The organism is Catalinimonas alkaloidigena, assembly GCF_029504655.1.
Lineage (GTDB): Bacteria > Bacteroidota > Bacteroidia > Cytophagales > Cyclobacteriaceae > Catalinimonas > Catalinimonas alkaloidigena.
Genome location: NZ_JAQFIL010000001.1, coordinates 3,243,746 through 3,269,669 on the forward strand (window position 1 = coordinate 3,243,746; position 25,924 = coordinate 3,269,669).

Annotated in this window: 23 protein-coding genes; 11 read left to right on the top strand and 12 right to left on the bottom strand. The window is 39.7% G+C overall.

Translation table 11 applies throughout. The features are described 5' to 3' along the window. Positions 1–3: 3 nt before the first annotated feature. The gene (locus OKW21_RS13270; RefSeq protein ID WP_277480033.1) at positions 4–2,055 is read right to left on the bottom strand and encodes a glycoside hydrolase family 97 protein; all 2,052 of its coding nucleotides are present in this window, start codon (positions 2,053–2,055) and stop codon (positions 4–6) included. A 669-nt stretch (positions 2,056–2,724) separates the two neighbouring features. Here OKW21_RS13270 and OKW21_RS13275 point away from each other — a divergent pair. After that, a complete protein-coding gene (locus tag OKW21_RS13275) occupies positions 2,725–5,133 on the top strand; it encodes an ABC transporter permease (RefSeq protein WP_277480034.1) in 2,409 nt (802 codons plus the stop codon). Positions 5,134–5,174: 41 nt separating this feature from the next. Here OKW21_RS13275 and OKW21_RS13280 read toward each other — a convergent pair whose 3' ends face one another. From OKW21_RS13280 to OKW21_RS13305, 6 genes are all read right to left on the bottom strand, one after another. Continuing rightward, entirely contained in the window at positions 5,175–5,690 is a 516-nt protein-coding gene (locus tag OKW21_RS13280) for a histidine phosphatase family protein (RefSeq protein WP_277480036.1), read from the bottom strand. Then, entirely contained in the window at positions 5,683–5,874 is a 192-nt protein-coding gene (locus OKW21_RS13285) for a FeoB-associated Cys-rich membrane protein (RefSeq protein ID WP_277480037.1), read from the bottom strand. Before OKW21_RS13285 ends, OKW21_RS13280 begins: the two co-directional genes overlap by 8 nt. Positions 5,875–5,884: 10 nt before the next feature. After that, on the bottom strand, positions 5,885–8,044 hold the full coding sequence (gene feoB, locus OKW21_RS13290) for a ferrous iron transport protein B (RefSeq protein ID WP_277480038.1): 2,160 nt from the start codon (positions 8,042–8,044) through the stop codon (positions 5,885–5,887). Then, positions 8,041–8,268: a FeoA family protein gene (locus OKW21_RS13295; protein WP_338130116.1), complete on the bottom strand. Its 228-nt coding sequence runs from the start codon at positions 8,266–8,268 to the stop codon at positions 8,041–8,043. Before OKW21_RS13295 ends, feoB begins: the two co-directional genes overlap by 4 nt. 129 nt (positions 8,269–8,397) lie before the next feature. Further along, positions 8,398–9,567, bottom strand: coding sequence for an alginate lyase family protein (locus OKW21_RS13300; protein WP_277480040.1), 1,170 nt, complete (start codon positions 9,565–9,567; stop codon positions 8,398–8,400). Positions 9,568–9,602: 35 nt separating this feature from the next. Next, positions 9,603–11,603, bottom strand: coding sequence for a heparinase II/III domain-containing protein (locus OKW21_RS13305; RefSeq protein WP_277480041.1), 2,001 nt, complete (start codon positions 11,601–11,603; stop codon positions 9,603–9,605). A gap of 263 nt (positions 11,604–11,866) precedes the next feature. Between OKW21_RS13305 and OKW21_RS13310 the strand changes: the two genes are divergently transcribed. From OKW21_RS13310 to OKW21_RS13330, 5 genes are read left to right on the top strand one after another with little or no spacing between them, the layout of a single operon-like run. Beyond that, positions 11,867–13,834: a DUF1592 domain-containing protein gene (locus OKW21_RS13310; protein WP_277480042.1), complete on the top strand. Its 1,968-nt coding sequence runs from the start codon at positions 11,867–11,869 to the stop codon at positions 13,832–13,834. Continuing rightward, complete coding sequence (locus tag OKW21_RS13315; protein WP_277480043.1) at positions 13,831–15,213, top strand: DUF1552 domain-containing protein; 1,383 nt, start codon at positions 13,831–13,833, stop codon at positions 15,211–15,213. Before OKW21_RS13310 ends, OKW21_RS13315 begins: the two co-directional genes overlap by 4 nt. Before the next feature lie 10 nt (positions 15,214–15,223). Next, positions 15,224–16,720, top strand: a complete 1,497-nt coding sequence (locus OKW21_RS13320) for a c-type cytochrome domain-containing protein (RefSeq protein WP_277480044.1) — start codon at positions 15,224–15,226, stop codon at positions 16,718–16,720. Between the two features lie 39 nt (positions 16,721–16,759). Next, positions 16,760–18,343: a sensor histidine kinase gene (locus OKW21_RS13325; protein WP_277480045.1), complete on the top strand. Its 1,584-nt coding sequence runs from the start codon at positions 16,760–16,762 to the stop codon at positions 18,341–18,343. Continuing rightward, on the top strand, positions 18,340–19,032 hold the full coding sequence (locus tag OKW21_RS13330) for a response regulator transcription factor (protein WP_277480046.1): 693 nt from the start codon (positions 18,340–18,342) through the stop codon (positions 19,030–19,032). The genes OKW21_RS13325 and OKW21_RS13330 overlap by 4 nt, the downstream gene beginning before the upstream one ends. Here the strand turns inward: OKW21_RS13330 and OKW21_RS13335 are convergent. Beyond that, on the bottom strand, positions 19,019–19,165 hold the full coding sequence (locus OKW21_RS13335) for a hypothetical protein (RefSeq protein ID WP_277480047.1): 147 nt from the start codon (positions 19,163–19,165) through the stop codon (positions 19,019–19,021). The two genes, OKW21_RS13330 and OKW21_RS13335, sit on opposite strands and share 14 nt — an antisense overlap. 228 nt (positions 19,166–19,393) lie before the next feature. On the opposite strand from OKW21_RS13335, the gene OKW21_RS13340 reads away from it, so the two are divergent. Continuing rightward, positions 19,394–19,972 carry an aspartyl protease family protein gene (locus tag OKW21_RS13340; protein WP_277480048.1) on the top strand — a complete coding sequence of 193 codons (579 nt, stop codon included), beginning with the start codon at positions 19,394–19,396 and terminating at the stop codon, positions 19,970–19,972. Between the two features lie 42 nt (positions 19,973–20,014). Further along, positions 20,015–21,043 carry a beta galactosidase jelly roll domain-containing protein gene (locus tag OKW21_RS13345; protein ID WP_277480049.1) on the top strand — a complete coding sequence of 343 codons (1,029 nt, stop codon included), beginning with the start codon at positions 20,015–20,017 and terminating at the stop codon, positions 21,041–21,043. A gap of 14 nt (positions 21,044–21,057) precedes the next feature. Here the strand turns inward: OKW21_RS13345 and OKW21_RS13350 are convergent, their stop codons facing one another. Together OKW21_RS13350 and OKW21_RS13355 are read right to left on the bottom strand one after the other, a co-directional pair. Then, positions 21,058–21,444: a VOC family protein gene (locus tag OKW21_RS13350; protein ID WP_277480050.1), complete on the bottom strand. Its 387-nt coding sequence runs from the start codon at positions 21,442–21,444 to the stop codon at positions 21,058–21,060. 263 nt (positions 21,445–21,707) lie between these two features. Next, positions 21,708–22,217 carry a DUF2267 domain-containing protein gene (locus OKW21_RS13355; protein WP_277480051.1) on the bottom strand — a complete coding sequence of 170 codons (510 nt, stop codon included), beginning with the start codon at positions 22,215–22,217 and terminating at the stop codon, positions 21,708–21,710. Positions 22,218–22,359: 142 nt separating this feature from the next. On the opposite strand from OKW21_RS13355, the gene OKW21_RS13360 reads away from it, so the two are divergent. Both OKW21_RS13360 and OKW21_RS13365 read left to right on the top strand, forming a co-directional pair. Beyond that, on the top strand, positions 22,360–22,878 hold the full coding sequence (locus OKW21_RS13360) for a DUF892 family protein (protein ID WP_277480052.1): 519 nt from the start codon (positions 22,360–22,362) through the stop codon (positions 22,876–22,878). A 17-nt stretch (positions 22,879–22,895) separates the two neighbouring features. After that, positions 22,896–23,744, top strand: a complete 849-nt coding sequence (locus OKW21_RS13365) for a universal stress protein (protein WP_277480053.1) — start codon at positions 22,896–22,898, stop codon at positions 23,742–23,744. A 42-nt stretch (positions 23,745–23,786) separates the two neighbouring features. Here the strand turns inward: OKW21_RS13365 and OKW21_RS13370 are convergent, their stop codons facing one another. Both OKW21_RS13370 and OKW21_RS13375 read right to left on the bottom strand, forming a co-directional pair. Next, positions 23,787–24,818 carry a phosphotransferase gene (locus OKW21_RS13370; protein WP_277480054.1) on the bottom strand — a complete coding sequence of 344 codons (1,032 nt, stop codon included), beginning with the start codon at positions 24,816–24,818 and terminating at the stop codon, positions 23,787–23,789. Continuing rightward, positions 24,811–25,305: a P-loop nucleotide/nucleoside kinase family protein gene (locus tag OKW21_RS13375; RefSeq protein ID WP_277480055.1), complete on the bottom strand. Its 495-nt coding sequence runs from the start codon at positions 25,303–25,305 to the stop codon at positions 24,811–24,813. The genes OKW21_RS13370 and OKW21_RS13375 overlap by 8 nt, the downstream gene beginning before the upstream one ends. 144 nt (positions 25,306–25,449) lie before the next feature. Here OKW21_RS13375 and OKW21_RS13380 point away from each other — a divergent pair, with 144 nt between their 5' ends. Further along, the gene (locus OKW21_RS13380) at positions 25,450–25,896 is read left to right on the top strand and encodes an Hsp20/alpha crystallin family protein (protein WP_277480056.1); all 447 of its coding nucleotides are present in this window, start codon (positions 25,450–25,452) and stop codon (positions 25,894–25,896) included. Positions 25,897–25,924 lie beyond the last annotated feature (28 nt).

Sequence of the window (25,924 nt, forward strand, 5' to 3'; positions counted from 1 at the left end):
CGCTTAGTCTTCTGCTATCAGGCTGATGACAAAACCTCCACCAGCTGCCATGCTGAAAGAGTGTTCAGCACCATGCTCCAGCGGGATTTCTTCTATAATAATGCTGTTTGGATTATCATTCCAGTGGGCATCATCTCCATCACGATACACCCTTACTTTGTATATTCTACCCTTATCCAGAAAATCAAAATTGAGGGTTACATTTCTTTCATTTTCATCAGTGATCCCTCCTATAAACCAATTGCCAGTACCTCTCTCCTGCCGGGCTATGGTCACATAGTCTCCCACTTCTCCGTTCAAAACTTTTGACTGTTCCCAGTCTACTCCTACATCCCTGATAAACTGAAAAGCAGACTGCCCCTGATAACTTTCTATCAAATCGGCTGCCATTTGCACCGGACTATAAATCACCACAAAGAGGGCCAATTGCTGAGCAATCGTAGTGTTTACCTGATTTTCTTCTTTATAAGGTGAAAGTTTAATGTTAAAGATTCCGGGAGTATAATCAATGGGCCCACCCAGCATCCGGGTGAAAGCGATAATAGGCAGGTGTTCCGGAGGGTTACCTCCATCAGACGACCAGGCATTGAACTCCTGCCCTCTAAGGCCCTCCCGTGAAATCATATTGGGGAAGGTTCTTCTTAAGCCGGTGGCTTTGATAGGTTCATGTGCATTTACCGCAATTTGGTACGCTGAAGCTTTGATCATCGTATTATTATAATGATTTACCATCCACTGCCCATGGTGGTATTCACCTCTGGGGATAATTTTACCTACATAACCTGTTTTGACAGTATGGATTTCCAAAGTTTGCATGAGTGAATATGCTGAGTCCATCTGCTGTTCGTAAGTACGAGGCGCTGCAGAAGTCTCATGATGCATAATAAGATTTACCCCTTTCTCTTTACCATATCGTACCACTTCTTCGAGATCATAATCAGGATAGGGAGTGATGAAGTCAAACACACCTTCACGTTCCTCAAAACCAATCCAATGATCCCAACCGGTATTCCATCCCTCTACCAGTAGGCCTTTGATATTATTCTGTGAAGCAAAATCTATATATTTTTTTGCGTTTTCTGTGGTTGCGCCATGTTTGCTACCACTTATCTTTTTTTTACCAGACGTTGACATGTCCTGGGTAGCTTCTAAATCCCATGTGGATATTCCCAGGTGCATTTCCCACCAGATGCCCATGTATTTCATAGGGCTAAACCAGCTTATATCTTCAAGTTGGCTGGACTCATTCAGGTTAACAATCAAATTAGATTCTATCAGGCCACCAGCATCTTCACTGATCTGTATACTTCTCCAGGGTGTGCTGAAGGGCAAAGCACATTTTACTTTATAACCCAGACGATCAGAACCCACCAGCTCACTTTTCATCCTTAGATTTTCAGTATCTACTTTCAGGGTCATTCCCGCATAATTGATCAGGCTGGCTTCATGAAAACTCAGGTGCAGACCTGTGTCGGTACGCATAGTAATGGGAGTATTAACAGCATTTTCAGGAATGTAAGTCTGGACAAGGTCTGGATGATCTCTTTTGGAAAGCGCATCAATCTCAGAAAAAAAGCTAGTATAGTACAAATGCTCATAGATGTCCCAATCCCCTGGCGTCCACCAGCATTGATGATCTTGGATAAGCTTAAATTCAGTGTGCTCATCCATGATGATCAGATCATCCACTCCTTCCTGCTTCGGAAAATAATATCGAAAAGCTACGCCATCATCATAAACGCGAAAGTAGATATGCAACTCTCTCTGAAGAGCGTTTACTTCTATAAGACTGACCTTGAGCTCGTTATAATGATTCCTTACACTACGCTGTTCACCCCAGGGCATTTCCCAGGTCTCATCTAATGAAGATAGGTAAGTCCCAATGATCTCAAAACCATTCCTCATAGCTGCTTGGTCCTTGAATTCAAAACCCATTGTGGAAGTGTCAATGATAAGTGTTTCCTGATGACTTACGGAATAAGCAGGATATCCACCTTCAAGCAAGCTGAAATTAACTTCAATATTACCCGAAGGAGAGCTTAGTTGTGTACGCATTGGCAACTGCTGTTTTAACTGATCAATACAAGCCAATCGACTGCGCTGAAAAAGATGAAAAAAGAATACAAGCGAAGTTTTTTGGCTGTTGCTTTTTGCTTAAAGCCATTTCCTTTCAATATGTTTGCTGATGCTGCTTTACAAAAAAATATGATAAGGTCTCAACTTAGTAACCAAAACTAAAATTATCATTTACTCCACGGAATAGTGATAATTGAAGCATTATTATGAATACTTCAATACTGGACAAGGCTCAAACAATGAGAGGCAACCCTACTCCCATATTTCAGTGTATCAACGAAATATGCAAGAATTTAGTCATTATTAGCAAAGTTATTAAGTCTCCAGACACTCCAGAATTTTAGAAATGAGGATAATATAACTATGAGTGGAGCCCCATTACGATATAAATAAGTATGATCAGCCCCGATACATGAGCAGATAAAATACCCAGAGAAGCTTTTCATTAGCCTATCCATCATCAGATCACCACTTATAGCCTTTTTAATTTAATTTACAGTATGCCTCTTGTCAAAGTTTGAAAGTGATTCTGCCTGTTTTTATTCTAAGCTATATCCTCTCACTGCATATTATTTACCTCTCGCTGCAAAACTCTTGAAAATCATAAATAAATGAGGAATAATGCATTAGTTTAAATATTGAAAAATCATGTTTTGGGACAATACCACCATCGCTTACCGTAACCTGATTAAGCATAAGTTTTATTCCACAATAAACTTACTGGGACTTGCCATAGGTACAGCAGCCTGTCTGATGATCTTACATTATGTTCGTTATGAATTGAGTTACGAAGATTTTCATGACAAAGCAGCAAATATTTACCGGCTAACCCTGGATGCGTATAAGGATGGCGAGTTGCTGGTTCAGGATGCTGAAATGTATCCACTGGCAGGTCCTGAGCTTAAAGCACAAATGCCTGAGGTAATTGATTATGTCAGGCTACACGATGAAAACCAGCTAGTAGTAGGACATGATGATTACCGCCAACATGAAAGTAGCCTTTACTTCACTGATCCTTCATTTTTTTCAATTTTCAGCATTGATGTACTGCAGGGAGATCCAAACACTGCTTTGGATGATCCTTTCGAAATTGTGATTACTGCATCCAAAGCCCGGCAGTATTTCGGCACTACCGATGTAGTAGGCAAGGCACTGGATCTTTATGGAATGGGTAGAGAAGTGAAAAATGCCAGGATATCTGCGGTGATTAAAGATTTACCTCCGAATACTCACTTAAAGATTGACTTCCTTCTCTCTTTCATATCTCTACAGGATGAAGCACTTGCTTATCAACTGACTTGGAATGGCAATAATGAATTTACCTATCTTCTGATGGACACCAATTTTGATAAAAAAGCATTTGAGGCTAAACTGAACACGTTTACAAAAAACCTGAAAGATGAAATTGGTGATGAAAAGTTTTCAATACAAGCTATCCGAGATATTCACCTCCATTCACACAAAACCTATGAACCTGAAGTGAATGGTGACGGTAAAACCGTGTCATTTCTTTCAATAATCGCGTTTTTTATACTAATCATTGCCTGGGTAAATTATATCAATTTGGCCACTGCACGCTCAGTAGAGAGAGCCAAAGAAGTGGGCATAAAAAAAGCATTGGGCTGTACCCGTGTTCAGCTAATAAAACAATTTATGCTTGAAGCACTCCTCACCAATATTACAGCCATGCTGCTCGCTATGCTCATCGTATACTTAGGTTTTTCTGCTTTTCGTCAACTTAGTGGTCAGCCGCTGGAATTTCGCTTATTTAATGACCCATACTTCGGTCTATTACTCGTTGGCATGGTGATTTTTGGCACCTTGTTATCTGGCCTTTATCCTTCATTCGTATTATCATCTTTCCGGCCAACATCAGTATTAAAAGGAAAACTAAGAAGCAGTTCACATGGCCGCTGGCTGCGTCAGAGCCTGGTAGTTTTCCAATTTCTGGCTTCTGTAGTATTGATGGTGGGTACTTTTACCGTTTATCAGCAGCTTAACTTTATGCGAGATCAGGAACTGGGGCTGAATACTGAACAGCTACTGGTAATAGAATTACCAATGGATTTAAGGTATGACTCTCAAATTGGAAGTAAACTTGTGTCTCTTCAGGAAGAGTGGAAACGGATTTCTAATGTAGAAGTCGTAGCAGGAGCACAAGCTATGCCCGGCTCAGGCTATGATCTACTAAGCTCTAGTTCGGGTATATATCTTGAAGGTGATGATAAAAGAGACAGGTCTACCACTTACTATCATTATGGCATGGATGCCAATTACCTGCAATCCCTTGGTTCCGGTATGTTGGCAGGACACACCTTTCGTAAGGGTACGGACAATTCACATAAGATCGTAATCAATAAGAAAGCTGCCAGCATGCTTGGATTTGAAAATCCTGAGGAAGCTATTGGCCAAAAAATCACTTTTGATAGCATTTCAACCATTATTGGCGTGGTAGAAAATTATCACTTTCACTCTTTAAAAGAACCCATCACGCCATTTATTCACTGGTATAGTGATCTGAATGTATATCAATATATTCGTTTAAACATAAGTGACATACAGTATAGCCTTAGTCAGCTGGAATCCACATTTAAAGGAATTTTTCCCAATAGCACCTTTTCATATTCCTTTTTAGATGATACTTATAATCAGCAGTATTTGGCTGAAGTAAGGTTTGGAAAAGTTTTTAGCTTATTTGCCGCGCTGGCTATTGTAGTCGCATGTCTGGGTCTGCTGGGACTATCTTCTTATACCAGTATTCAAAGAACGAAGGAGATCGGAATTCGCAAGGCATTAGGTGCTTCGGTGGGAAATATATTGTTCTTACTCTCTAAGAGTTATTTTCAGCTCATAATAATTGCTCTCTTTATTGCTGTACCTATTGCCAACTATTTTATGAGTGAATGGCTACTCCAATTTGCCTACCGGATAACTATAAATTGGTGGTTATTTGTGTTACCGGGCATATTAGTCATTTGCATTGCCCTCCTGGCCATCAGTGGTCAAACCGTAAAATCAGCCAGAGCCAATCCTGTAAAATCGCTCCGCTATGAGTGAGAGATGATGAGTAAGTAGATGCAGACTGCTTAAATCTGCTATTACTGATGCAATGGGTATTTACCTAGCTTAACCTGGGTACTTCCGTCAGCATCTATGCTTACTGAAAAAATATAATCATAGTCCTGATCGCCAATTTGATCTATGGGCGGATTTGCTCCCAACGCTTCTATGATGGGCAGTATGGTATTGCTATGACCTGATACCAAAACAGTTTGCCCTGAATGCTTAGCTTTGATCTTTTCTGCTAAGCCTTGATAATTACGCGCTTCGTAAATGTTAATTGGCAATTTAAACGCTTCTGATATCGGTTCTAGGGTAGCCCGGGTACGCTGAAAATCAGTACTGAAAAGGGCATGGATAGTATCTACACCAAGATTTTCCCAAAGCTGTGCAGCCCTTATTTTCCCTTTTTCTGTCAGCGGAGGATCGTCTTTGGGAATAGATACCTTTTCAGCATGACGAAGAAGAATCACCTGAGTCTCATTATCTCCACCTGAATTACAGGAGAAGCTTACGAGCAACAAAAAGCAGAAAAAAAAGAAATGTCTAAGCATTAACTTTTTGATTCTCAGCTTCCTTTATCTTGATCTGTTCCTGTATCTTTTTAAAATCCACAGCATCACAACTGCCACATCCTTTCGGACAGGCTTTGTCAGATGCAAAACTCTTATATACCAAACGTCCCAGATAGTAGAGCGCTCCTAAAAATATCGCGATAAGGATAATTTCATGTAGCATAAATATCGTTTTAAGAAAAAAGTTGGAAAACCAGCAAGGCCGACACATAGGCCAGCATTGTCATGTATACTGTTTGTATAACAGGCCACTTCCACCCTTTAGTTTCACGATATACCACTGCGATGGTACTCATGCACTGCATCGCAAAAGCATAGAAAACCAACAGGGAGAATGCAACAGCCGGACGAAAAACCTGCTGCCCGGTATCAGGGTTTCTTTCAGAACGCATGCGCCCGATAATCGTACTTTCGTCATCAAAATCTTCTCCTACACTATACAGTGTTGCCATGGTTCCCACAAAGACTTCCCGGGCTGCAAAAGATGTTATCAGGGCAATACCGATTTTCCAATCGTAGCCCAGCGGCCTGATCACCGGCTCAATCCACTTTCCAAATTTTCCCGCATAAGAATTTTCAAGCCGGGAAGTAGCTATTTCTGTCTCCAGTGTTTCCAAAAACTCAAGATCATTTGAGCCTTCAGCCTGTTCACGTAGCTGTTGTTCTGCCTGGGCTATATCATCTCCCGGTCCGTAGGAAGCCAATACCCAGAGGACAATAGAAACCGCAAAAATGATTTTACCTGCCTCAAATACAAAAGTCTTAGACTTTTCAAGCACGGTGAAACCCACATTTTTCCAACGAGGCCAGCGATAAGCAGGCATTTCCATGATCAGAAAACTTCTTTCTTTGGTCTTAACAATCAGCTTCATGATCCAGGCAGAACCAAGTGCAGCCATGAATCCCAAAAGATACATGCCCATTAATACGATGCCCTGCAGGTTGATCACACCCCAGATATAGGTAGAAGGGACTACCAGGGCAATCAGAACTGTATATACTGGCAAGCGAGCAGAACAACTCATCAGCGGAGTAACCATGATAGTGATCAGGCGGTCTTTCCAACTGTCGATACTACGCGTAGCCATTATCGCAGGTATCGCGCAGGCCAAACCTGAAATCAAGGGCACTACACTCCTGCCATTAAGCCCCACTTTACGCATTACTTTGTCCATCAGAAATACCACTCTGGACATATACCCTGACTCTTCCAGCAATGCGATAAAGGCAAATAAAATGGCAATCTGAGGCACAAAAATAACTATGCCACCGATTCCAGGCACAATACCTTCAGCCAGAAGGCTTGTCAGGACGCCTTCAGGAAGGTTATCCTGTATCCATCCGCTAAACTCTGCGAAAATATAATCTATGATGTCCATGGGTACGCTTGCCCATGCAAAAATGGCCTGGAAAATCAGGAAAAGTATAGCGAAAAAAATCAGGTAACCGAAGACCTTATGCGTTAGTACCCGGTCTATGCGGTTTGAAAAAGACTGTTGTCCTGCTGCATCAGGCGTACTGATGGTATCCTGCAGAACCTGCTGGATTTTACGATACCGCTCCGTAGTTTCCTTGATCTGAAGCTCATTGGCCTGAAACCCGAAAGAGTCACGTGTTTTTTTGATTTGTTCCTGTTGCTGCTCATCTATGAAAAGGAGCCTCTCTGCACTTTGTAACCACTGATAGGCCTCATAATAATTATTTACTCCATACATATGCTTTACCTCAGCAATACATTCCGGAGCCAGCGGAAGAACATCAAGAAACGGCTCTTCCTGATTGACTATTTCCTGACTTAACACTTTTTTCAGCTTATCCAGGCCTTCACCATTCCGAGCATTCATGCGCACTACCGGCACATTCCCCAGTTGTCTGCTAAGCAATTCGCTATCTACGCTCACACCTTTTTTGCGGGCGATATCTGCCATATTTAGCACCAGTACTGCAGGAATGGCCAAATCACGAATCTGCGTAAAAAGCAGTAGGTTTCGCTCAAGATTATTCATATCTGCGATGACTACCGCAATGTCAGGCCTTTTGTCTTTTTCGGGATGCATTAACACATCCAGCACAACTTTTTCGTCTGCCGAACGAGGATAGAGACTATAGGTACCAGGAAGATCAATAATTTCAGCAGTCGTATCACCCGGCAGTTTTGTCCTCCCCGTTTTTTTATCAACGGTCACTCCAGGATAATTACCTACCTTTTGATTCAGCCCGGTGAGCAGATTGAAAATTGTAGATTTACCGGAATTAGGATTACCTACCAGCGCAATGCTACGGTTTGATTTTATAGATGGACTTTGAGGTAAAGTTTCCGCAGGATAGTTCATATGATTTCAACTAGACTCGCTTCGTCAATTCTAAGAGATAAATTATAACCTGAAATTCTTACTGAGATGGGGTCTCCCAGGGGAGCTCGGTAGTTAAAGCTTACCTCTTTGCCAGGTAACAAACCCATTTCCAACAATTTAATTGTCAATGACGATGGTTTGATATTTTTTATCACAGCTTTTTCGCCGGGTTTTAATTGATCCAAAGTTTTCATTAATAGCATCTCAGCTTCATTGATGGACGACAGCCGCAATTTAATAGTTATTTAGATAGAGTCTAATTAAAAAAAGAAAAAAACAAGAAAGGTTTCATAAAACTGAATTGTTTTTTCACCAATCCAATTCACAGAGATTTAAGGAAAACGTAAAGTGAGCATCAGCTCATCTTCTGGCAGATGATATTTTTGGTAGAGGATATGTTCATAAATGCCCTCAGAGTAGTGGTTGGCGGCAATGATAAGGACAGGAAATAATCTTTCGACATTAAATTCTGTGATCTGTTGATACTTCCATTCATTCTCCTCATTGAGATAAGGTAGAAGAAAATCCAGGGCCTTACGAATTATCTGATCGTTATAGTCCCAGACTGCTTTGCCTACCTTTTCCGAAAGAATTGCATAATAGTAGATCGCCATCAAATTCATGCTACTGTAATCCCATGTACGGGTTCTAGCCAGTTCTTCCGGTTGGCTTCCATCAGCTTCAATTTGGCTGTCCAGGATTAACTTTAGCCCATTGGCTTGTAACTCCTGCGCTAAGGCATGCTGTTCAGTGAAAAGCGCCATGCTCATGGTCTGTACAAAGTACCAGGTGGTATGATTATTTCCGTTTACCGCTTCATTTTTGCCGTGTTGGCTGTTGATCAGCCAGTCCAGATAATCTTTTACCCAACTGATCAAGCTCTCATGCTGTTTCTGCGTCATGGCTTCAGAAGTTGAAAGCAGTGTAATCGCATCCAGAAGATATCCAAAATCACGGGTTTCAATGATGCCTATCCCTCTTCCTTCTGTTCTACCGGGAATAGCCTGCCCAAAGTTCAGGTTTGGATTCATACGGGTAGCAGGGTCAATAAACCAGGTATGGAGTAAATCAGAAGCTTTCTTAGCGTATTTCTCATCTTCACTATAGAAGTATGCAAGCCCTAATAGGTCCACAGCATCAATCAGTTTATGAAGGTTTTTCTTGTCTGAGATCAGCTCAATTTCAGGATTTTTTTCTCCATCACGCCTGATGTAGGGTAATCCGTCTGGCTTGTCAGGATCAGGCCACCAGTAGGGCCCCTGACTCATATAGTCATGCTTATCACCACTGCTGGCTACCATTTCTTTATCCATTACCGATACAGCCTGCATATCCAATAATGCATCGGCCCGCTCCATTAGCTCGCTGATTTCATTCTTGAAAAAGAACTTATGCTCTTTGACTTCCCGGATATGCTCCAAATCAATAAGTGTAGTATTTTGACTATGTGCATTTATAGCCAAGAGCAATATACCAATCAGAGGTAAAACTAGTTTTTTCATAGAAGAACGATCATTCAAATTTGAGTTTTATTTCATCACAGATGTTTCTCAACCTGCTCATCTTTGGCAATGGTGAAACGCCACTGATCATTTTTTTTGGGATCTTGGGCAGTAAAGTGCATCCTGTAGATTGTGTCTGGCCACGATTTCAGAAGTTTCTTATCGGTAATCTTAATTTCCTCAGTATTTAAAGAGAATTTCTCTGCATCAAAGAAAAGGAAAGCTACTACATCACTAGCGTCTTCGCGCCCCTGTAATCTGAGCTTTCCATCCGCTACTTTTTCTACATCAAATGCAGTCATCAAGGTAAAATGCATTTCTCCTTTAAGCTCATCAAGTTCATATTTATCATTGATCTGTACCCAGGTATCGCGGACAAACCGAATGTCTCTCTGCCAGAAATTAATCGCTGCCTCTTCAGGATAAGCGCTGGAGATGTCCAATGAAAAGCTTACCTCCTGCTCGTTCTTTTCAAACTTCACATCACGGGCAGCATACTTTCTTCCGGGAAGCTGCATAAATCCATTGATGGTAGGTACATTATGATAAGCAGACTGCATGGTCCAGATTTCGTAGCGCTGAGGGCTGAAAGTTTTAGCCGTATATTCTTCTACACCAACATCAATAATTGCCGGTTGGCCGTCCACATAAACAATAAAATTTCCCACATCATTATGGTTATGACTTTCGGCATTATGGCCCCCTTGTGCGGCAAGAAATAAGCCTTCGGGAGTACCCTGTTCAGTTCGGGCAGTCATCACCTGTAAGTCAGGAAACCAGGCATCGGAAATATAAGGGGTTTTGGTTACTGGGTATTGCTCAATATTTTCACGGTTGAAGATCGCATAAAGATGGCGGCCCAGGCTACGGTCATCAGTAGGTAAATCTTCTTCTACATCCCGCTGAGAAGCTTTACTGGCTCCCAGGGCTTTCATATTGCTGTCATTGATACGTTCTCCATACCGAAATACCAGGTCTTCCTGTATGGTATTGAGCGCCGCCGCGTCAGCAAAATTTACAAAATAATCATCATCTATGTAGGTCTTATATATGTATGAGCCCATTTTCTGAATGAGCGCCTCATCATATACATCAATACGCTGCGCGGAGGCACTGTACAAAATTTCCAGACAGTCAAATAATGAGCCCGCCGCACGGCTCCAATAGCTGGGACCTTCATCACACCCACCATCAGCAGGATAATGGTTCAGGAAGTTATCCAGACTGCGCAATGACTTGTGGGCAATCGCTGACTTTCTTTTAGGGTCTTCCAGGTGAAGTAGGCTAGCTGTTAAAATATTGGAATTGATCCACGGGTTCCAGTTGTTTACATGCCTGTCTCTGTCAAAGCCCATCCACCAAAAGTCATCCCGCACCTCAAAGGGCTCAAAAACACGTCTATCAAACTCATATGAAAGCCTTTTACGGATCAATGGAGAAACCTCATCCAGTTGGTCTCCCAGCAGATATTCTGTCCAGGCAAGCAGCGCCGCGGTTTCGGCAGCAAACAGGTCTATGGTAGGCTCTTCCACATCGGGTAATCCGGGACCGGCTTCCTGTAAATACAGATGAGCTGGCACACCCCAGTACGACTCTTCACAAATGGACCAGACGGCATTTACAATGGCTTCAGTAAATCTGCCCTGGTTTTCAATACATTCACCTAACACCAGATCAAGTAGCGCATTTCTACGGGATGAACGCAGCGCCTGGAAGTTCGAGCGATTACCATTGCGGGCAAATTCTAGAAAGACTGTCGCAGGGAGCGACTCCCATTCCTGCTGAAGTGCTTCTTCTGCTTTTTTAATATAACCAGATCTTATTTTTTTATTTACACTTTCCCATTCCTGTCGCTCACTACTTTTTGGGAAAGGATGCCACTCATTTTCTGGGATCAGTAGGCTTGAAAGTTTTTCTCTTGGAAACGACTCACTCAGAAAGTTATGTCTGATTAGATTTTCACTCGATTGCTGAGCCCTTAAGGGGGTGCAGAATAATGTAAACAACAGACAATAGGTCCATAAATAAATTCGCATAGGTTGTAGGTATTAGTCAGTAAATGCAAATTGATGCTTAAGTAAAAGAAATCAAAATTGTAAAATTAAGCCTTTTTATAAAGTAATTATTATTATTTCTTCTCGATTATGGGTAGGTTAATTTACAAAATGTAGCATGGAGCGATAAAAAATATGATCAAGCAAGCGGCAGTGATGATTGTAAAATTACAGTACTTTTTATAAATTATGCACATTGCTTGGCTCTTCAGGATACTTTTCAGCCATTCAATTTTACAGCATTTATGATACTAAATAAGACGCCTATCCATCGTATTTTTTTTCTGTCGCTATTCATTTTTTCCAATGCATCATTAGCTGCCCAACCCAAATATGATTTTATTGAGGATATTCGCCCTGTTTTAGATCAGCACTGCTTTAGCTGTCATAATGTTGGAAAAGTAGCAGGTGGTATCAACCTGGAAAAATATGAAAATCAGGGTAGACTTCTTGACGATGGTCATATATGGCTGAAAGTGGTGAAACAATTGCAATCAGGTCAAATGCCTCCTGACACCAGACCCAGACTGACCGAGAATGAATATCATATACTGGTAGATGGCATCAATGACATATTGATAAGCTCACTTACTGAAAATAATCCTGGCCGGGTAGTAATTCGCAGGTTAAGCCATAGAGAATATCAATATACAGTCAAAGATTTAATAGGGGTGGATTTTGATGCCGAGGCTTTTTTTCCTGCTGATGGCTCCGGTGGAAGTGGCTTTGATAATTATGCCCGAACTTTGTTCTTTACCCCACTAAAGCTGGAGCGCTATTATGCAGCAGCAGACCAAATCGTGGATGCAGTATCTAAAGACCCTAAGCTATGGACTGCCATCGTAGCTCAGCCATACGATCCTTCAATCTGGCAAAAAGCAATACGCTGGATAAAAAGTTTTTTTGTGGAATTAGATCCTTTGCACCACCCTAGCCTGGCCGCTAAAGAAGTGCTTTTCCCCTTTGCTACAAAAACCTATCGCCGCTTTGTAAAACCCCAGGAAAAAAATGATTTGATCAGGCTTTTTCAGCAGGTCTATGCTGGTTCTGACAGCCTTAACACTCCCGAACGCTTTGATACAGCTATCCAGGAATGCCTGAAAGCGATGATGATTTCTCCGCAGTTTCTGTATAAGGTTGAAGATGAACAACCGGTAGATATCCCCTATCCTCTTAGTAATTTTGAACTGGCAAGCCGGCTTTCTTATTTCTTATGGTCCAGTATGCCTGATCAGGAACTGTTTGAAGTAGCCTATCGCGAAAACCTCCATGATACTCAGGTACTCAACGAGCAGGTAGAACGAATGCTAAAAGACCCTAAAGCAGCACGCTTTGCCGAAAGCTTCATTTCACAGTGGATGGGCATTACTAAGTTAAAAAGTAGCAGCCCTGTAGATCCTGAAAAGTTTCCTGAGTTTGATGAAAACCTCAGGCAGGCTATGTACCAGGAGACTGTGGAATACTTCACGCATATCATCACAGACGGCCACAACTTACTTGAACTGATTGACAGTGACTACACTTTTCTGAATGAAACTTTGGCTGATCATTATGGTATAGCTGATGTGGAAGGGGAAGAATTTCGCAAAGTCCAGCTCGCCAATCGCAGCCGTGGAGGTGTTATGGGAATGGGCAGTGTACTTGCCTCAACTTCTCTCCCGCTCAGGACAAGTCCGGTACTCCGTGGCAAATGGGTTTTAGAAGAAATATTAGGTACTCCGCCACCACCACCACCACCGGACGTAGGGGAGCTTCCCGAAGAGTCCTCGCATGAAGGTACCAGCCTAAGAAATTTATTGGAAATTCACCGTGATAACGATGCCTGTAGAAGTTGTCACCAAAAAATGGATCCGATAGGCTTCGGACTAGAACACTATGATGCTATCGGTCGCTGGAGAGATACCTATGGTTCAACAGAACCTATCATAGCCTGGGATACGCTGGCGAGTGGAGAGCCGTTTAACGGGCCGATAGAATTGAAAAAGATACTTTTTCAAAAGCAGGATAATTTTGCCAGAACCATCTCAGAACGGATGTTTACTTATGCTATTGGTCGCTCCATTGAGTTTGTAGATGAGCCTACCATGCAAAACCTCTCCAAAATACTCATTGAAAATAACTTCAATTCAACCGCCCTTATAAAAGAACTTGTAAACTCATATCCCTTTCGTTATCGCACCAATGATTACGGGAGAAAACTTGATGTACTATGAAAAAGTCCTGGCAGATTTCGCGTCGTAGAATGTTAAAAGGTCTTGGAGCCAGTATTGCTCTGCCATTTCTGGATGCAATGGTTCCCAATAGCCTGATATCTTCTCCTTTACAAAAACCTCCATTAAGAGCTGCCTTTATGTTTATGCCCAATGGTGTACATCCTGACAAGTGGACTCCCATGCAGTACGGCAGAAACTTTGAGCTCTCTCCCATCCTCTCTCCATTGCAAACTGTCAAAGACGATATACTGGTACTAAATGAGCTGAGAAACAGGCTTAGCAGCTATCGGGGGGATGATGGGCATTATACCAAAACTGCCAGTTTTCTAACCTGTCTGCCCATTTTTAAGACTACGGGTGATAACCTGCATAGTGGAGGTACATCAGTGGATCAAATGATCGCTAAACACATCGGGCATCAAACTTTATTTCCTTCGCTACAATATGGTATGGAAAGAATTAGTTCTGGCATAGATGCCAATGTCGGCTTCACCCGCCTGTACGGATCATCTATTTCATGGCAGACTCCTACCCAACCCTGCTCCAAGGAAATTAACCCACGCCTGGCTTTTGACAGGCTTTTCAGAAATTTTGTTCCTAGTTCCAAAAAGGAAGAAGATCCCTGGAAGCAAAGTGTGCTTGACCTGGTCATGGATGATGCAAAAGGGCTGCAAAGGAAACTGGGTCGTAGCGATCAGGATAAGCTTGAAGAATACCTGGAGTCAATTCGTTCGGTGGAAAAAAGGATTCTGAGTTATGAGCAACAAAAAGCTTTTGAAGCAAAGATAACAAATGATATTCGTGAAGAAATTGTAAGGCTCAACGTTCGTATTGACGAATATTCTGAAATGAATCTTGGTGTTGATATTACTGAAAAGGTAAGACAGATGATGGATATAATGACTCTTGCCTTCTGGAGCGATGCTACAAGAGTAAGTAGCTTCATGTTTGGTAATTCTGTTAGCAACAGAAACTTCACGTTTCTTCCCGGTGTCTTTGGTAGTCATCACCAGATCTCACATCATAAAGACGACCCCAGGCATCTTGATGAATACGAAACAATTAACCGTTGGCATGTAGAACAATATGCCTATTTTCTGAACAAACTCAAATCAATACCTGAAGGTGATGGTAATATGCTGGACAATTCAATGGTGCTTCTGGGCTCAGGCATCAGAGATGGAAACCGGCACTCTCCGTATAATTTACCGGTACTGTTGGCTGGTAAGGGAGGCGGTGCGATAAAGACAGGGCAAAACCTTAAATTTAAGGAAGAAACACCCCTGGCAAATCTTTACCAATCCATGCTCAATATTTACGAAGTACCTCAGGAATGTTTTGGGGATAGTACCGGAGAATTATGTGAAATTTATGCATAGCGATAAGAATATGTCCAGTAAATTAAATGCGCTGCTGAAGAAAACCACCTTATTTAACCAAGTATTTCTTTTTTTCACATTGCTCTCTTTATTCTTACTTTCTTTCCCATTCTGGCCGGTCACTGAAGAGGACGTTTCTCAATGGGTCTTATTCAGCGGACGTTTCCACCCTCTGATCATCCATTTCCCTATCGTACTGCTTTTTGTACTGTTATTTTGGGAATGCATGGTACGGCTCGGATGGATAGAAAGGCAAATTTCCTTTCAAATTCTTTTACTCATTTTATCTGCGATTTTCAGTGTATTCTCCGTTATCATTGGCTTTGCTTTGTTTCAAAGCGGTGGATATAGCGGTGAGACAGTATATTCTCATTTATATGCTGGAATAGCAGTCGCAATAGGAGCACTTACTGCCTTGCTTTTCTGTTGGAAAGCCTACCAACTGAACTTTAAGAAATATACGAATGGGTATTTAATTATTCTTTTACTCACCAACCTGCTGATAGTTTACACCAGTCATCTGGGAGGATCCTTAACACACGGAGAAGATTTTTTAACTGAGCATTTTCCGCTGAAATCTGTTCCTGTCAGTGCTTATGACCAAAAGCCTTTAGATGAAATGCTGGTCTTTGAAGATATTATCCAAAATACATTGGATGCTCGCTGTTATTCATGTCATAATGAAAATAAAACGAAGGGAGGATATCTGATGACTAGCTTTGATGATTTTCTCAAGGGAGGTAAAAGTAAAAAAACAGCTATTGTGCCTGCTAAGCCTTACGAAAGTGAGTTATTTCAGCGAATCACCCTGGAAGAAAGCCATGATGATCATATGCCTCCGGAAGGTAAAACACCTTTGACGAATCAGGAGATTCTGATGTTAGAAAAATGGATTGAAAAAGGAGCATTACAAGGAATTTCGCTTTCGGACATACGAGCAGACAGTGTGTATTTTACACTTTTGAGTAGTCAGGCTCAGCGCCTTCAACAAGAGATGCGCATACAAGCTCAAAGAGAGCAGGAATTGGATGGGCTGATACAACTAGTGGCTCATCAAGAGCAGTCTTTCTTATTGGAAAAAGACAAAGAAAATAAGAATGGACTTGTGCTCAGCATGCAATTTCCCGGTACCAGCTTTGATGATAACCAGTTGGCTGAGCTTCAGGCAGTTTTCTCGCATATTCATAGAGCTTCATTTAATGCCAGTAACATTAGCGATGACGCATTTTATCATATCGGCCAGATGAATAACTTGAGGGCGCTTTTTTTACAGCAAACTCGTATCAAAGGCAATGGGTTGATTTACCTCCAGAATTTAGAGTCATTAGAGATACTAGATCTATCGGGTACAGAAGTTGATGATGCAGAGCTCTTGCATGTACTTAAGATTAACAGTTTACAGCACTTATATCTTTATGAGACACACGTTAATCCGGTCATCGTAGATGCTATCGCTAAAAATAATCCTCAGTTAGAAGTTCATTTAGAAAGAGGAACCTTATTTTAGTATCTGAAAGGTTTCCAGGCATTTTCAGAAACATGCAAAATGAACAAGACCTTAACTAAAATAGGAGTTGTCCTTTCATTAATCTTTGTCTTACCAGCGGTCTTTTTTTCCGTGTATCAGATCAATTCGCTTAATAAGCATGAATTGATTATTGAAGAGATCTATAATAATCAGCTGGATGCAATTCTTTTTTCTGTAAATCAGTACTCGACCGATGTACTTAGCGCATGGGCTTCTGAAGTTGACTTACTTCTGGAAGACAGCACTTTTTTTAACAGCCAGAGGCTGGCTACTTTTTTTGCTGAAAAAAATTCAATTCAATATCTCATTGCAATAGATAGTGCTGATTACGCCAACATTTACCTTTTCAACGAAGGTAGTGGGCGCCAGGTGAATGATTCGTTAGGGTTACATATCAGTGAAACATTGAATCAAAGAAAGGCATTGATTGAGAGGTTATTCTCTTATCTGGATAATGGTTATAGAAAAATAGAACCTATTTCTATTCTGAAAGAGCAAGATGCCATGCTGCAAATTTTCTTACCTCAGGGAGACTTGCCCACCAACTACATTTGTGGCTTCATCATAACGCCCTCCTCATTTATTCAAAATGTACTGGGGCCCAAAATACAGGCTATATCCCAAGAAAAATTTGTGATATCTGCTTTTCGAGGTCAGGACAATTCACTTATTTACACATCTGATGGTGCGAATAACAACATGCATCAGCTCAATCCTCTTCCTTTTTGGCTTTTCCCAGACTATTATCTATCTATCAACCTTAATGGACAAACCATTGAGACACTGGCTCATAGCCGATTAATAAATGATATTATTTTAATTATTGGGCTTGATTTCATCCTTTTACTTGGTGTTTGGTTTGTTTACCGTAATGTGAAAAGGGAAATAGAACTTGCTCAAATTAAGTCAGATTTTGTATCCAATGTATCCCATGAGCTCAGAACTCCCCTTTCCTTAATCAGTATGTTTGCCGAAACACTTATGCTTAATCGCATTAAAACTGAAGAGCGTAAGCAGGAATATTATAAAATAATCAGCCAGGAAACAGTGAGGCTCACTGCCATGGTCAATAAAATACTCAATTTCTCCAAAATTGAAGCCGGCCAACGGAAGTACAATCTTAAAACTTTGGATTTGAACGAGCTAATCAGAGAAGTAGTAGAGGCGTATGAGTTTCACCTCAGCAGCCAGGGCTTCAAGTATGCTTATTTTTCAAAAGATGATGAAATGCTAATAAACGGAGATGCTGAAGCCATTACTGAAGCACTAATCAACTTACTAGATAACGCAATCAAATACAGCCCTGAGCACAAAGAAATCGCTGTATCTACTGGCATTACTGACCAGTATTTCTACGTTGAGGTTACTGATAAAGGGCTGGGTATCTCTGATGGTAATCAAAATGTAATATTTGATAAATTTTTCAGAGGCAGTGGTTCCCAAAGTGTTAAAGGTACCGGTTTAGGCTTGAGTTTAGTCAAGCATATCATGGAGGCACATCATGGAAAAGTAGAATTAATCAGCAATTTAGGTGAAGGAAGTACTTTCAGGCTCTGCTTTCCGATCAGGTATAAAGTCACTAAACTTTTAGAGAATTCATGAACCGGATTTTGGTAGTTGAAGACGAACCAGCTATGGTAATGGGTTTGAGAGATAACCTAGAATTTGAAGGTTATCATGTTGAGACCGTAACTGATGGGCAAATAGGATATGAGCTGATTATGCAAAGGAAATTTGACCTTATCTTATTGGATGTGATGCTGCCAAATATGTCGGGCTTTGATATTTGTAAGCAAGTCAGAAATCAAAATAACCGTACGCCCATCATATTGCTAACTGCCAAAGGTGATGAAATAGACAAGGTACTCGGTCTTGAACTAGGAGCAGACGATTATATTACCAAACCGTTTAGCTTAAGAGAATTACTGGCACGAATAAAAGCGGTGCTCAGGAGAGGAGGAAATACAATAGCTACTGAAGATAAAAATATACAAATAGGTAGATTGAAGCTCAATTTATTGAGTTATACAGCACATGAAAATGATAAGGAGGTTAAGATGACTTATCGTGAATTTGAAGTGCTAAAATATCTTTGGGATCATCAGAATGAGATAGTAAGCAGGTATGACCTATTGGACAATATATGGGGATATGAAGATGAACAACCTACTACCAGAACCATAGATAATTTCATTGTCAAACTAAGAAACAAGATTGAAGCCAATGCTGCCAATCCAAAAATCATTCTGACAGTACATGGTATTGGCTACAAAATGCTTATCCGGCGGTAGCGTGTCTTTTCTTATTTTCAGAAGATGACTCACGCAACTCTGTAAGGTAACTAGATACCAGTACTCTGATATTTTGAGGACGACCGTATCTTTCGTTTTCCAACTTATCCCGATAAAGTGTTTTAGTTTCCATTATCTTAATTTTTAAAGTTGATAATGCTAATATACACAATTGTACTTAAAAAGAGAATTATTTTATACTTTTTTTAAGTACTTACTATTCTATATATTTGCTTTCTGTGCATAATATATTGATTTACAGTTATTTATACAGGTGACATCTTTTTACATTCAATTACTGAAGCATGGCAAAATCTTCTGAATCATCTACTAAATTGAGTATGTTGTAAAATCAATAGAGATGAAACCCATACTAATAATAACCTGCATCATGATTGCGAGTTGTTCTACTCAGCTCCAAGCGCAAGCTTCAGAAATTGAATATATTGAGTTTGTACATCTGGACAGGAAACCGATAGTGGCCGCCAGGGTAAATGGTATTGAAACTTACCTGATGGTAGATACAGGCTCAGATATTTCTGTATTAAATCAAAATGTTTCTGATGAGTTCGGTTTCGTTCCTTCAGTCAACAATGAAGTTTCTTATAATATTGAAGGGCTTAATGGTGAAAAGAAAAGTATTAGCTGGGCAAAAAAAGTAAAAGTAAGCCTCGGCAGCAGTGAAATCAGAGCCCGCTTTTATAGTATGGATTTAAGTAATTTAGTGAATTCTGTAAAAAAGAAAACTCATATTACAATACAAGGAATTATTGGTTCTGACATTATGAAAAAATACGACTTCAGAGTAGACTATAGAAACAAAAAAATTGGCTTCTCTACTAAGCATTTAATATCAGCTACAAAAACTGATAAACAGCATACATATTATTCTGTATTGAAAAATGGTTTATCAATAATTTCGTCTAAGCAAATATTCTAAATTTTTAATTCTGATTATCTGATTTTACGTCAAATTCTGCTGATGCCAGTAACCTACTTTCATAAATTTTCCTTTTGGTTTGTCGTATTTTCTACTTTTACCATTGTAGTTGCCAATGCGTCTTCCTGGGAGTTGCGCCTTGACCTCCAAGGTGAATGGAAATTTCATATAGGAGATAAGCCAAATTGGGCGGAGGTTACTTATAGAGATGATCACTGGGAAAAAGTGCAGGTACCTTCAGCCTGGGAGACCCAGGGATTTCATGCTTACGATGGATTTGCCTGGTATCGGAAAACATTTGATTTAACAGAAGAGCAAAGTGAAGAAAACCTTTACATTTCTCTGGGATACATTGATGATGTAGATGAGGTATATATGAATGGTAAACTTATCGGATTTTCTGGTGCATTCCCCCCTTACTTCCAGACCGCATACAATGCATTCCGTCGCTACCCTATACCGCTTGAATACCTTAACCCTCAAGGAAAAAATACTATTGCAATCAGGGTATATGATGCTAAAATTGATGGTGGAATCCTCTCAGGAGTGATAGGCATAGTAACAAATGCTGAATACAACAAGCTTGATGTAGACCTGGGTGGATTGTGGAATTTTAGATTGGGCGACAATATGCAATGGAAAGAGGAGAACGATAAATCCACTCATTGGGTAAGCGTTATGGCTCCATTATTTTGGGAGAAGCAAGGCTTTGCAAGTTATGATGGTTTTGCCTGGTATCGTAAGGTTTTCTATTTACCCAAAGCACTTGAGAGTAAAGACCAAATACTATTGTTGGGAATGATAGATGACTACGATCAAACCTATGTAAACGGGCAACTGGTAGGTAGCACCGGCTTTGACGATAATGGGCAATATATCGTAAATGATAATTATGCGTACACCAGCATTCGTAAATACGATTTAAGTTCGGAGATACTTAGATATGGCGATTACAATACCATAGCCATTCGTGTGTATGACAAAATCATTGATGGAGGAATTTATAAAGGTCCTCTCGGTATTCTCAGTCAGGATAATTACACTAAATTCTGGCGCCGCTGGTGGCGTTAAATAGCGGATTGGCATTACATAAATATTCTTTCTACCACCTGTAGCATATTACCTTCAGGATCCTGAAATGAACGGACTTTCCCCCCTCCTATCGCTTCAACCATTTCGCCCATCCATTGAACATGATGTTTATCCAGCTCCTGAATGGCCTGATCAATATTATTTACTCTCAACGCAAGATGTGACCATCCTGGTGTCCATGTAGTACGTGCAGGGCGGGGAGTCTCATCTATCGGCATAATCTCGATTAAGCTGGCGTCAGGAGCTTTCAACATCCATACTGGCTTGTCATCCCGATAATATTTTTCATAACCAAGCACATTGCAGTACCAATCAGCTAACTTATCTACATCTTGTGCAGCTACGGCAGGATGGTCAATGCTTTTCAAGAAATTGCTCATATCAATCTAAATAATTATATCGTTTAAAATGGGCATTATTCCGGAAATTACAGAATTATGGTTTTCACTTCCAAACGATCTAAGCGTTAATTAGACGATAGATGAGCTTAAGTTTAAAAAAATTGCATATACAAAGCTGCTAATTAGAGCTGCTGATGTTCGCTGGCAGAGAAAAGTTAGGAATGGTTAGTTAGAATAAATATTTCTGCCCCCTTAAAAAATTAAATGTCGAAGTAAACTTATTACTTAGGGTGAATATTGTCTTAGGATAGCCAAACACTGGAGTCCATCTCATTAGATTTGATAGCCACACCTTCAGCTTCCAGATATAAGCGCAAGTCATCAGGGAGAAACATCAGCTCTTTTCTCAGATCCGCATTTGAAACATGTAAGCCGATAACCTTAAACACTGCTTTTACTGCCTGTTTGATAGCGTCGCGATCTTTATAGTCATTTTGACATAAACCGGGATCTAACCTAAATACTTCATCAATAAACTCATTCATTGATTCAATTTTCTCAGGAACACGATCGTCAATATGCCAATCCTTAATATAAATTGCCTTAAATGGTAATGGCAGATAATTTAAAAATTTGATAGACTGTTCAAAGTTTAAACAATTCCTTACAGAAAGTAGCACTGCATTGATTGCGCGCTCAGCACAATTAACATCATCTGGATGTTTAAGATTAGATGCTACCTGGAGAACCAATTCATTCAGGTAAATAACATGTTTGTCTAGTTTTTGAAGTGTTTTCATGGCTTTTTCCATTTTATATTTTTAATAAGTTAACATTTCAGGGAAAAAAATAACATGATAAAAATCATAGTAAAAGATGACTTTTAGCAGTATATTTATAAAAAGACCTTCTTTATATTGGTACTTATTATAAGTTAATAAAAATTTTTTAATTATGAAGGCGATTAACAACTATCAGGACCTTGCCTTTACACTTTTGAGTAAAATGTACCGGTCTGAACACCAGTATATTACCTACTTACAAGTATTTGATCACAAAGCAAGTAGTACAAAACTCAAGAGTCTGCTTTTTGACCTGAAGCAAAGCACCAATTACAAACTATACTTACATCACCAGTTAATTCGTCGCCTTAAGTCTCCACTAAATTCCTCCGCCGGAGAAGGCATGAATGGAATTTTCAAAGAAGCATTCTTAGTATTAAATGATGTAGGAACAAAAAACATTACTGAAACTATAATTCTTAATACACTACTGCTTGCCAGTCATTATAAGCTCGGTAGCTACCTCACGCTTATATTGTATCTGCGAGCCATTGGATTTGAGAATGAAACAAAAATCTTACAAAAAATCATCAATACTGAAGAGTCTGTACTCGGAAGAATCAATACTCGGATTAATGAGGAAGCTATGCTAAATGCATATCAACCTCAATACGGAGAGTCAGTTGCATAAAGTAAATTTTATTCGCCATGAAAACTATCAAGAAAATTTTAGCCCCTACTGATTTTTCTAAAACTGCCAATAACGCTTTACAATACGCAGTAGAGCTTGCCAAGGAAGTTGACGCAAAACTAATTGTTTTGCATTCTTACAGGGTGCCCGCCATATCAGATACTGCGTATCCTTTGGGAGGTATGTATCCTGAGGGAATGGTAGACATAGAAGATGTCAAGAAAGAAGTAAGTGTAGAAATGGATAAAATCAAGGAAGATTATCTATTCAGCAAAACACTAAAATTTGAGACTGTATTGCAGGCAGGATTTGCAGAAGAAAATATCTTAGAAATCATTGATAACGAAAGCATTGACCTCGTTGTGATGGGTACACGCGGAGCAAATGCCATTCAAGAACTTCTGGGTAGCACTACCAGCCACATTATTGAAAGTTCCAAAGTCCCCCTGCTGGTTATTCCTGAAGATGTATCTTTCGGGCAGCTAACAAATATTGTGCTGGCTACCGATTATCAACAGGTGCACAAGCCCGAAGATTATAGTATGCTGCTCAATATGGTAGATATATTTCATGCAGAAGTAGATGTACTTCATGTTAGCAAAGGGGCATCAAAATTAAATGAAACTGAACTTGAAGTGGGAGAAGAATTAGACCGGATTCTGAAAAAAACAAGGCATAAATACCATTACGATATTGAAGATGAAAATATCAATGAAGGCATAGAAAAGTTTCTGGAAAAACACAGTGCATCCATGCTTGCGATGATACCCAGAAAACATAGTTTTTTCGATAAGTTAATACATGGTAGCAAAACAAAGCATATGATTTTCCATACCCACAGACCTCTATTGATACTCAAGGCCTAAGTATTAGTAATCATATTTGAAGTGGTACAGCGTTGTATAACTTCATTTGTGTAATCGTTCAGCGTATTTTTCTACCAGCCTGATGTATTTTTTTACATTCTCCATATGTGTGATATACTCATCCCGGCTAGGATTTTTTTCTAAACCAATAAGTTCAACTTTTGCCCTCACTGAAGCTCTGTACATTTTATAATAAAGAAGTAAATCCTCATCATCTAACTGACCCAAGCCTGCTTCATTCATACGATTTAAATAATTTGTATAGAAGCGTTTACCCAATTGATCTGCTTCATAAAAATCCAGATCCATGAGAAAAAAAGCAACCTCATTTAGTAGATCAATTTGACGTAAGTCATCATCAAACTCAATACAATCAAATAGCACCGGAGGGTTTTCTAGAAATATATTGTGGCTATGCAAGTCACCATGAACATCTCTGATCAACCCTCTTTTACTTCTATCATTGATTTTGTCAATATTTCGCTCAAGGTACTTATCTGAAACTTTACACGAATGCTGAATTATATTTTTGTACTCCTGACCTAATTTCTCTCCCGCTAGTAGACTCCACTCAAGAATTTGCGAATAGGTCATTTTTAAATAGTGTAAAGGCCAATCCTTGTGAACCTCATCTGCAACTATGTGAAAATTGGCAATTTCTTCAGCGAGTTGATCTATTTGCTCATTTGTTACTTCACCCTTTTTCAGTAAGATGTCCATCTCTTTGTTATTGTCCATCCTCTTAAGAAGCACGCAATAATCTACCACTTCTCCCACTGTACCATTAATGATGAGTTGCTTATTGCTTGATCTTATTTCATGCACATCCAAATAAACAGAAGCTGCAGTTCTCTTATTCAGCATTAACTCTTTATCGCAAAAATGTTTTCTGTCAGTAAGGCTAGTGAAGTCCAAAAAAGGTAGCTTCACAGTTTTTTTTATTTTATAAACGCGATCAGTTAACAGAATGAGATAGGAAATATGGGTTTCCAGATATTCTGCCTGCAAGGCATCAATTGGCCTGTCTCCTATCTTTCCGTTTTGCTTAAGTTGAAAAAACTCTTCTTTATTCATGAAATAAATATTGTTTAGCCTTTTCTAATAATTTATGCACAGAATTATTAGAAGAGACAAGCACCAAATGAGGCTCTTTGATAGGATCAAACTCATTTTTAATTTTTTCATATATGTCAAAGCCAGCCTCAGAATATTTTCGCTTTTTACTGATTCTTTCTTTTATGGTTTGCTCATCAGCTTTCATTTCAATCAGTTTAATTTCTTTTCCCATATTGTAAGCGAGCTCTTTTGCTTCAGCTAATTGCTTGTGATCACTAAATGTAGCATCCAATATGATGTTCTTATTACGGCCTAAAAGTTCTTTAGCTTTTTGAAAAATAGCCTCATACACCTTTTTTTTATCGCTTGCTTCGTACTTGCCTCTCAAATTTAATGCATGGCGTATTCTATCACTATTAATATATTCCCAGTCAAGATGTTTGGATAATTTTTCTCCAAAAAATGATTTGCCTGTTCCAGGTAAGCCAAATATAATTACAAGCATAGGGTTAGCGCTTTACTATAAAAAGGAAAATTAAGCACGAACTTAGGCCATTTTTATGATTAAAATCATCTTCAATGATGAGCTAGCTCATATTTTTTTTTTGAAAAATGTTAGATCTTAGGCTATGACCAAATAATTATCATCATGAGACCACATATTCTTCACAACGGCTTACATAGAATCGGTGATGAGCCGGCTCGCTTTTTCGATAATGAGAGATTTCTTTCTAGAGACCCCTTTGATGACCTCTGGTTGACCCGTCCTGAAACTCCACCTACAAATATCAAAGCACAAACTGATGCTTATGATTTAGAAATTGCATTACCGGGATTTACCAAAGATGAGATAAGTATAGAAGTTAATAATGAAACCCTAAATATTGTCGCCGAGAAAAAGGAAAAGGATGAGGGCGAGAATAAGCTTAAGTACATTAGAAGAGAATACAATACCAAGTCACTTTACAGAGGTTTTAGTATTCCTAAATATGTAAATAAAGAAAATATAGAGGCTTCTTTTGAAAATGGATTACTTAAAATCAGACTCCCCCATGAGAAGCAAGAGCAAAACAACTACAGTGTTAATGTTGAATAATTCTTATTTACTTAGCTTGTAAAAAGAA

What these genes read in the sequence shown, in the direction of transcription:
- OKW21_RS13365 (WP_277480053.1), top strand. Translation starts at nt 22,896, where the DNA reads ATGAAAACTATCAAGAAAATTTTAGCCCCTACTGATTTTTCTAAAACT.
- OKW21_RS13295 (WP_338130116.1), bottom strand. Translation starts at nt 8,268, where the DNA reads ATGCTATTAATGAAAACTTTGGATCAATTAAAACCCGGCGAAAAAGCT.
- OKW21_RS13315 (WP_277480043.1), top strand. Translation starts at nt 13,831, where the DNA reads ATGAAAAAGTCCTGGCAGATTTCGCGTCGTAGAATGTTAAAAGGTCTT.
- OKW21_RS13275 (WP_277480034.1), top strand. Translation starts at nt 2,725, where the DNA reads ATGTTTTGGGACAATACCACCATCGCTTACCGTAACCTGATTAAGCAT.
- OKW21_RS13360 (WP_277480052.1), top strand. Translation starts at nt 22,360, where the DNA reads ATGAAGGCGATTAACAACTATCAGGACCTTGCCTTTACACTTTTGAGT.
- feoB (WP_277480038.1), bottom strand. Translation starts at nt 8,044, where the DNA reads ATGAACTATCCTGCGGAAACTTTACCTCAAAGTCCATCTATAAAATCA.
- OKW21_RS13345 (WP_277480049.1), top strand. Translation starts at nt 20,015, where the DNA reads ATGCCAGTAACCTACTTTCATAAATTTTCCTTTTGGTTTGTCGTATTT.
- OKW21_RS13380 (WP_277480056.1), top strand. Translation starts at nt 25,450, where the DNA reads ATGAGACCACATATTCTTCACAACGGCTTACATAGAATCGGTGATGAG.
- OKW21_RS13270 (WP_277480033.1), bottom strand. Translation starts at nt 2,055, where the DNA reads ATGCGTACACAACTAAGCTCTCCTTCGGGTAATATTGAAGTTAATTTC.
- OKW21_RS13375 (WP_277480055.1), bottom strand. Translation starts at nt 25,305, where the DNA reads ATGCTTGTAATTATATTTGGCTTACCTGGAACAGGCAAATCATTTTTT.
- OKW21_RS13285 (WP_277480037.1), bottom strand. Translation starts at nt 5,874, where the DNA reads ATGCTACATGAAATTATCCTTATCGCGATATTTTTAGGAGCGCTCTAC.
- OKW21_RS13335 (WP_277480047.1), bottom strand. Translation starts at nt 19,165, where the DNA reads ATGGAAACTAAAACACTTTATCGGGATAAGTTGGAAAACGAAAGATAC.
- OKW21_RS13305 (WP_277480041.1), bottom strand. Translation starts at nt 11,603, where the DNA reads ATGCGAATTTATTTATGGACCTATTGTCTGTTGTTTACATTATTCTGC.
- OKW21_RS13310 (WP_277480042.1), top strand. Translation starts at nt 11,867, where the DNA reads ATGATACTAAATAAGACGCCTATCCATCGTATTTTTTTTCTGTCGCTA.
- OKW21_RS13370 (WP_277480054.1), bottom strand. Translation starts at nt 24,818, where the DNA reads ATGAATAAAGAAGAGTTTTTTCAACTTAAGCAAAACGGAAAGATAGGA.
- OKW21_RS13325 (WP_277480045.1), top strand. Translation starts at nt 16,760, where the DNA reads ATGAACAAGACCTTAACTAAAATAGGAGTTGTCCTTTCATTAATCTTT.
- OKW21_RS13350 (WP_277480050.1), bottom strand. Translation starts at nt 21,444, where the DNA reads ATGAGCAATTTCTTGAAAAGCATTGACCATCCTGCCGTAGCTGCACAA.
- OKW21_RS13320 (WP_277480044.1), top strand. Translation starts at nt 15,224, where the DNA reads ATGTCCAGTAAATTAAATGCGCTGCTGAAGAAAACCACCTTATTTAAC.
- OKW21_RS13340 (WP_277480048.1), top strand. Translation starts at nt 19,394, where the DNA reads ATGAAACCCATACTAATAATAACCTGCATCATGATTGCGAGTTGTTCT.
- OKW21_RS13280 (WP_277480036.1), bottom strand. Translation starts at nt 5,690, where the DNA reads ATGCTTAGACATTTCTTTTTTTTCTGCTTTTTGTTGCTCGTAAGCTTC.
- OKW21_RS13355 (WP_277480051.1), bottom strand. Translation starts at nt 22,217, where the DNA reads ATGGAAAAAGCCATGAAAACACTTCAAAAACTAGACAAACATGTTATT.
- OKW21_RS13300 (WP_277480040.1), bottom strand. Translation starts at nt 9,567, where the DNA reads ATGAAAAAACTAGTTTTACCTCTGATTGGTATATTGCTCTTGGCTATA.
- OKW21_RS13330 (WP_277480046.1), top strand. Translation starts at nt 18,340, where the DNA reads ATGAACCGGATTTTGGTAGTTGAAGACGAACCAGCTATGGTAATGGGT.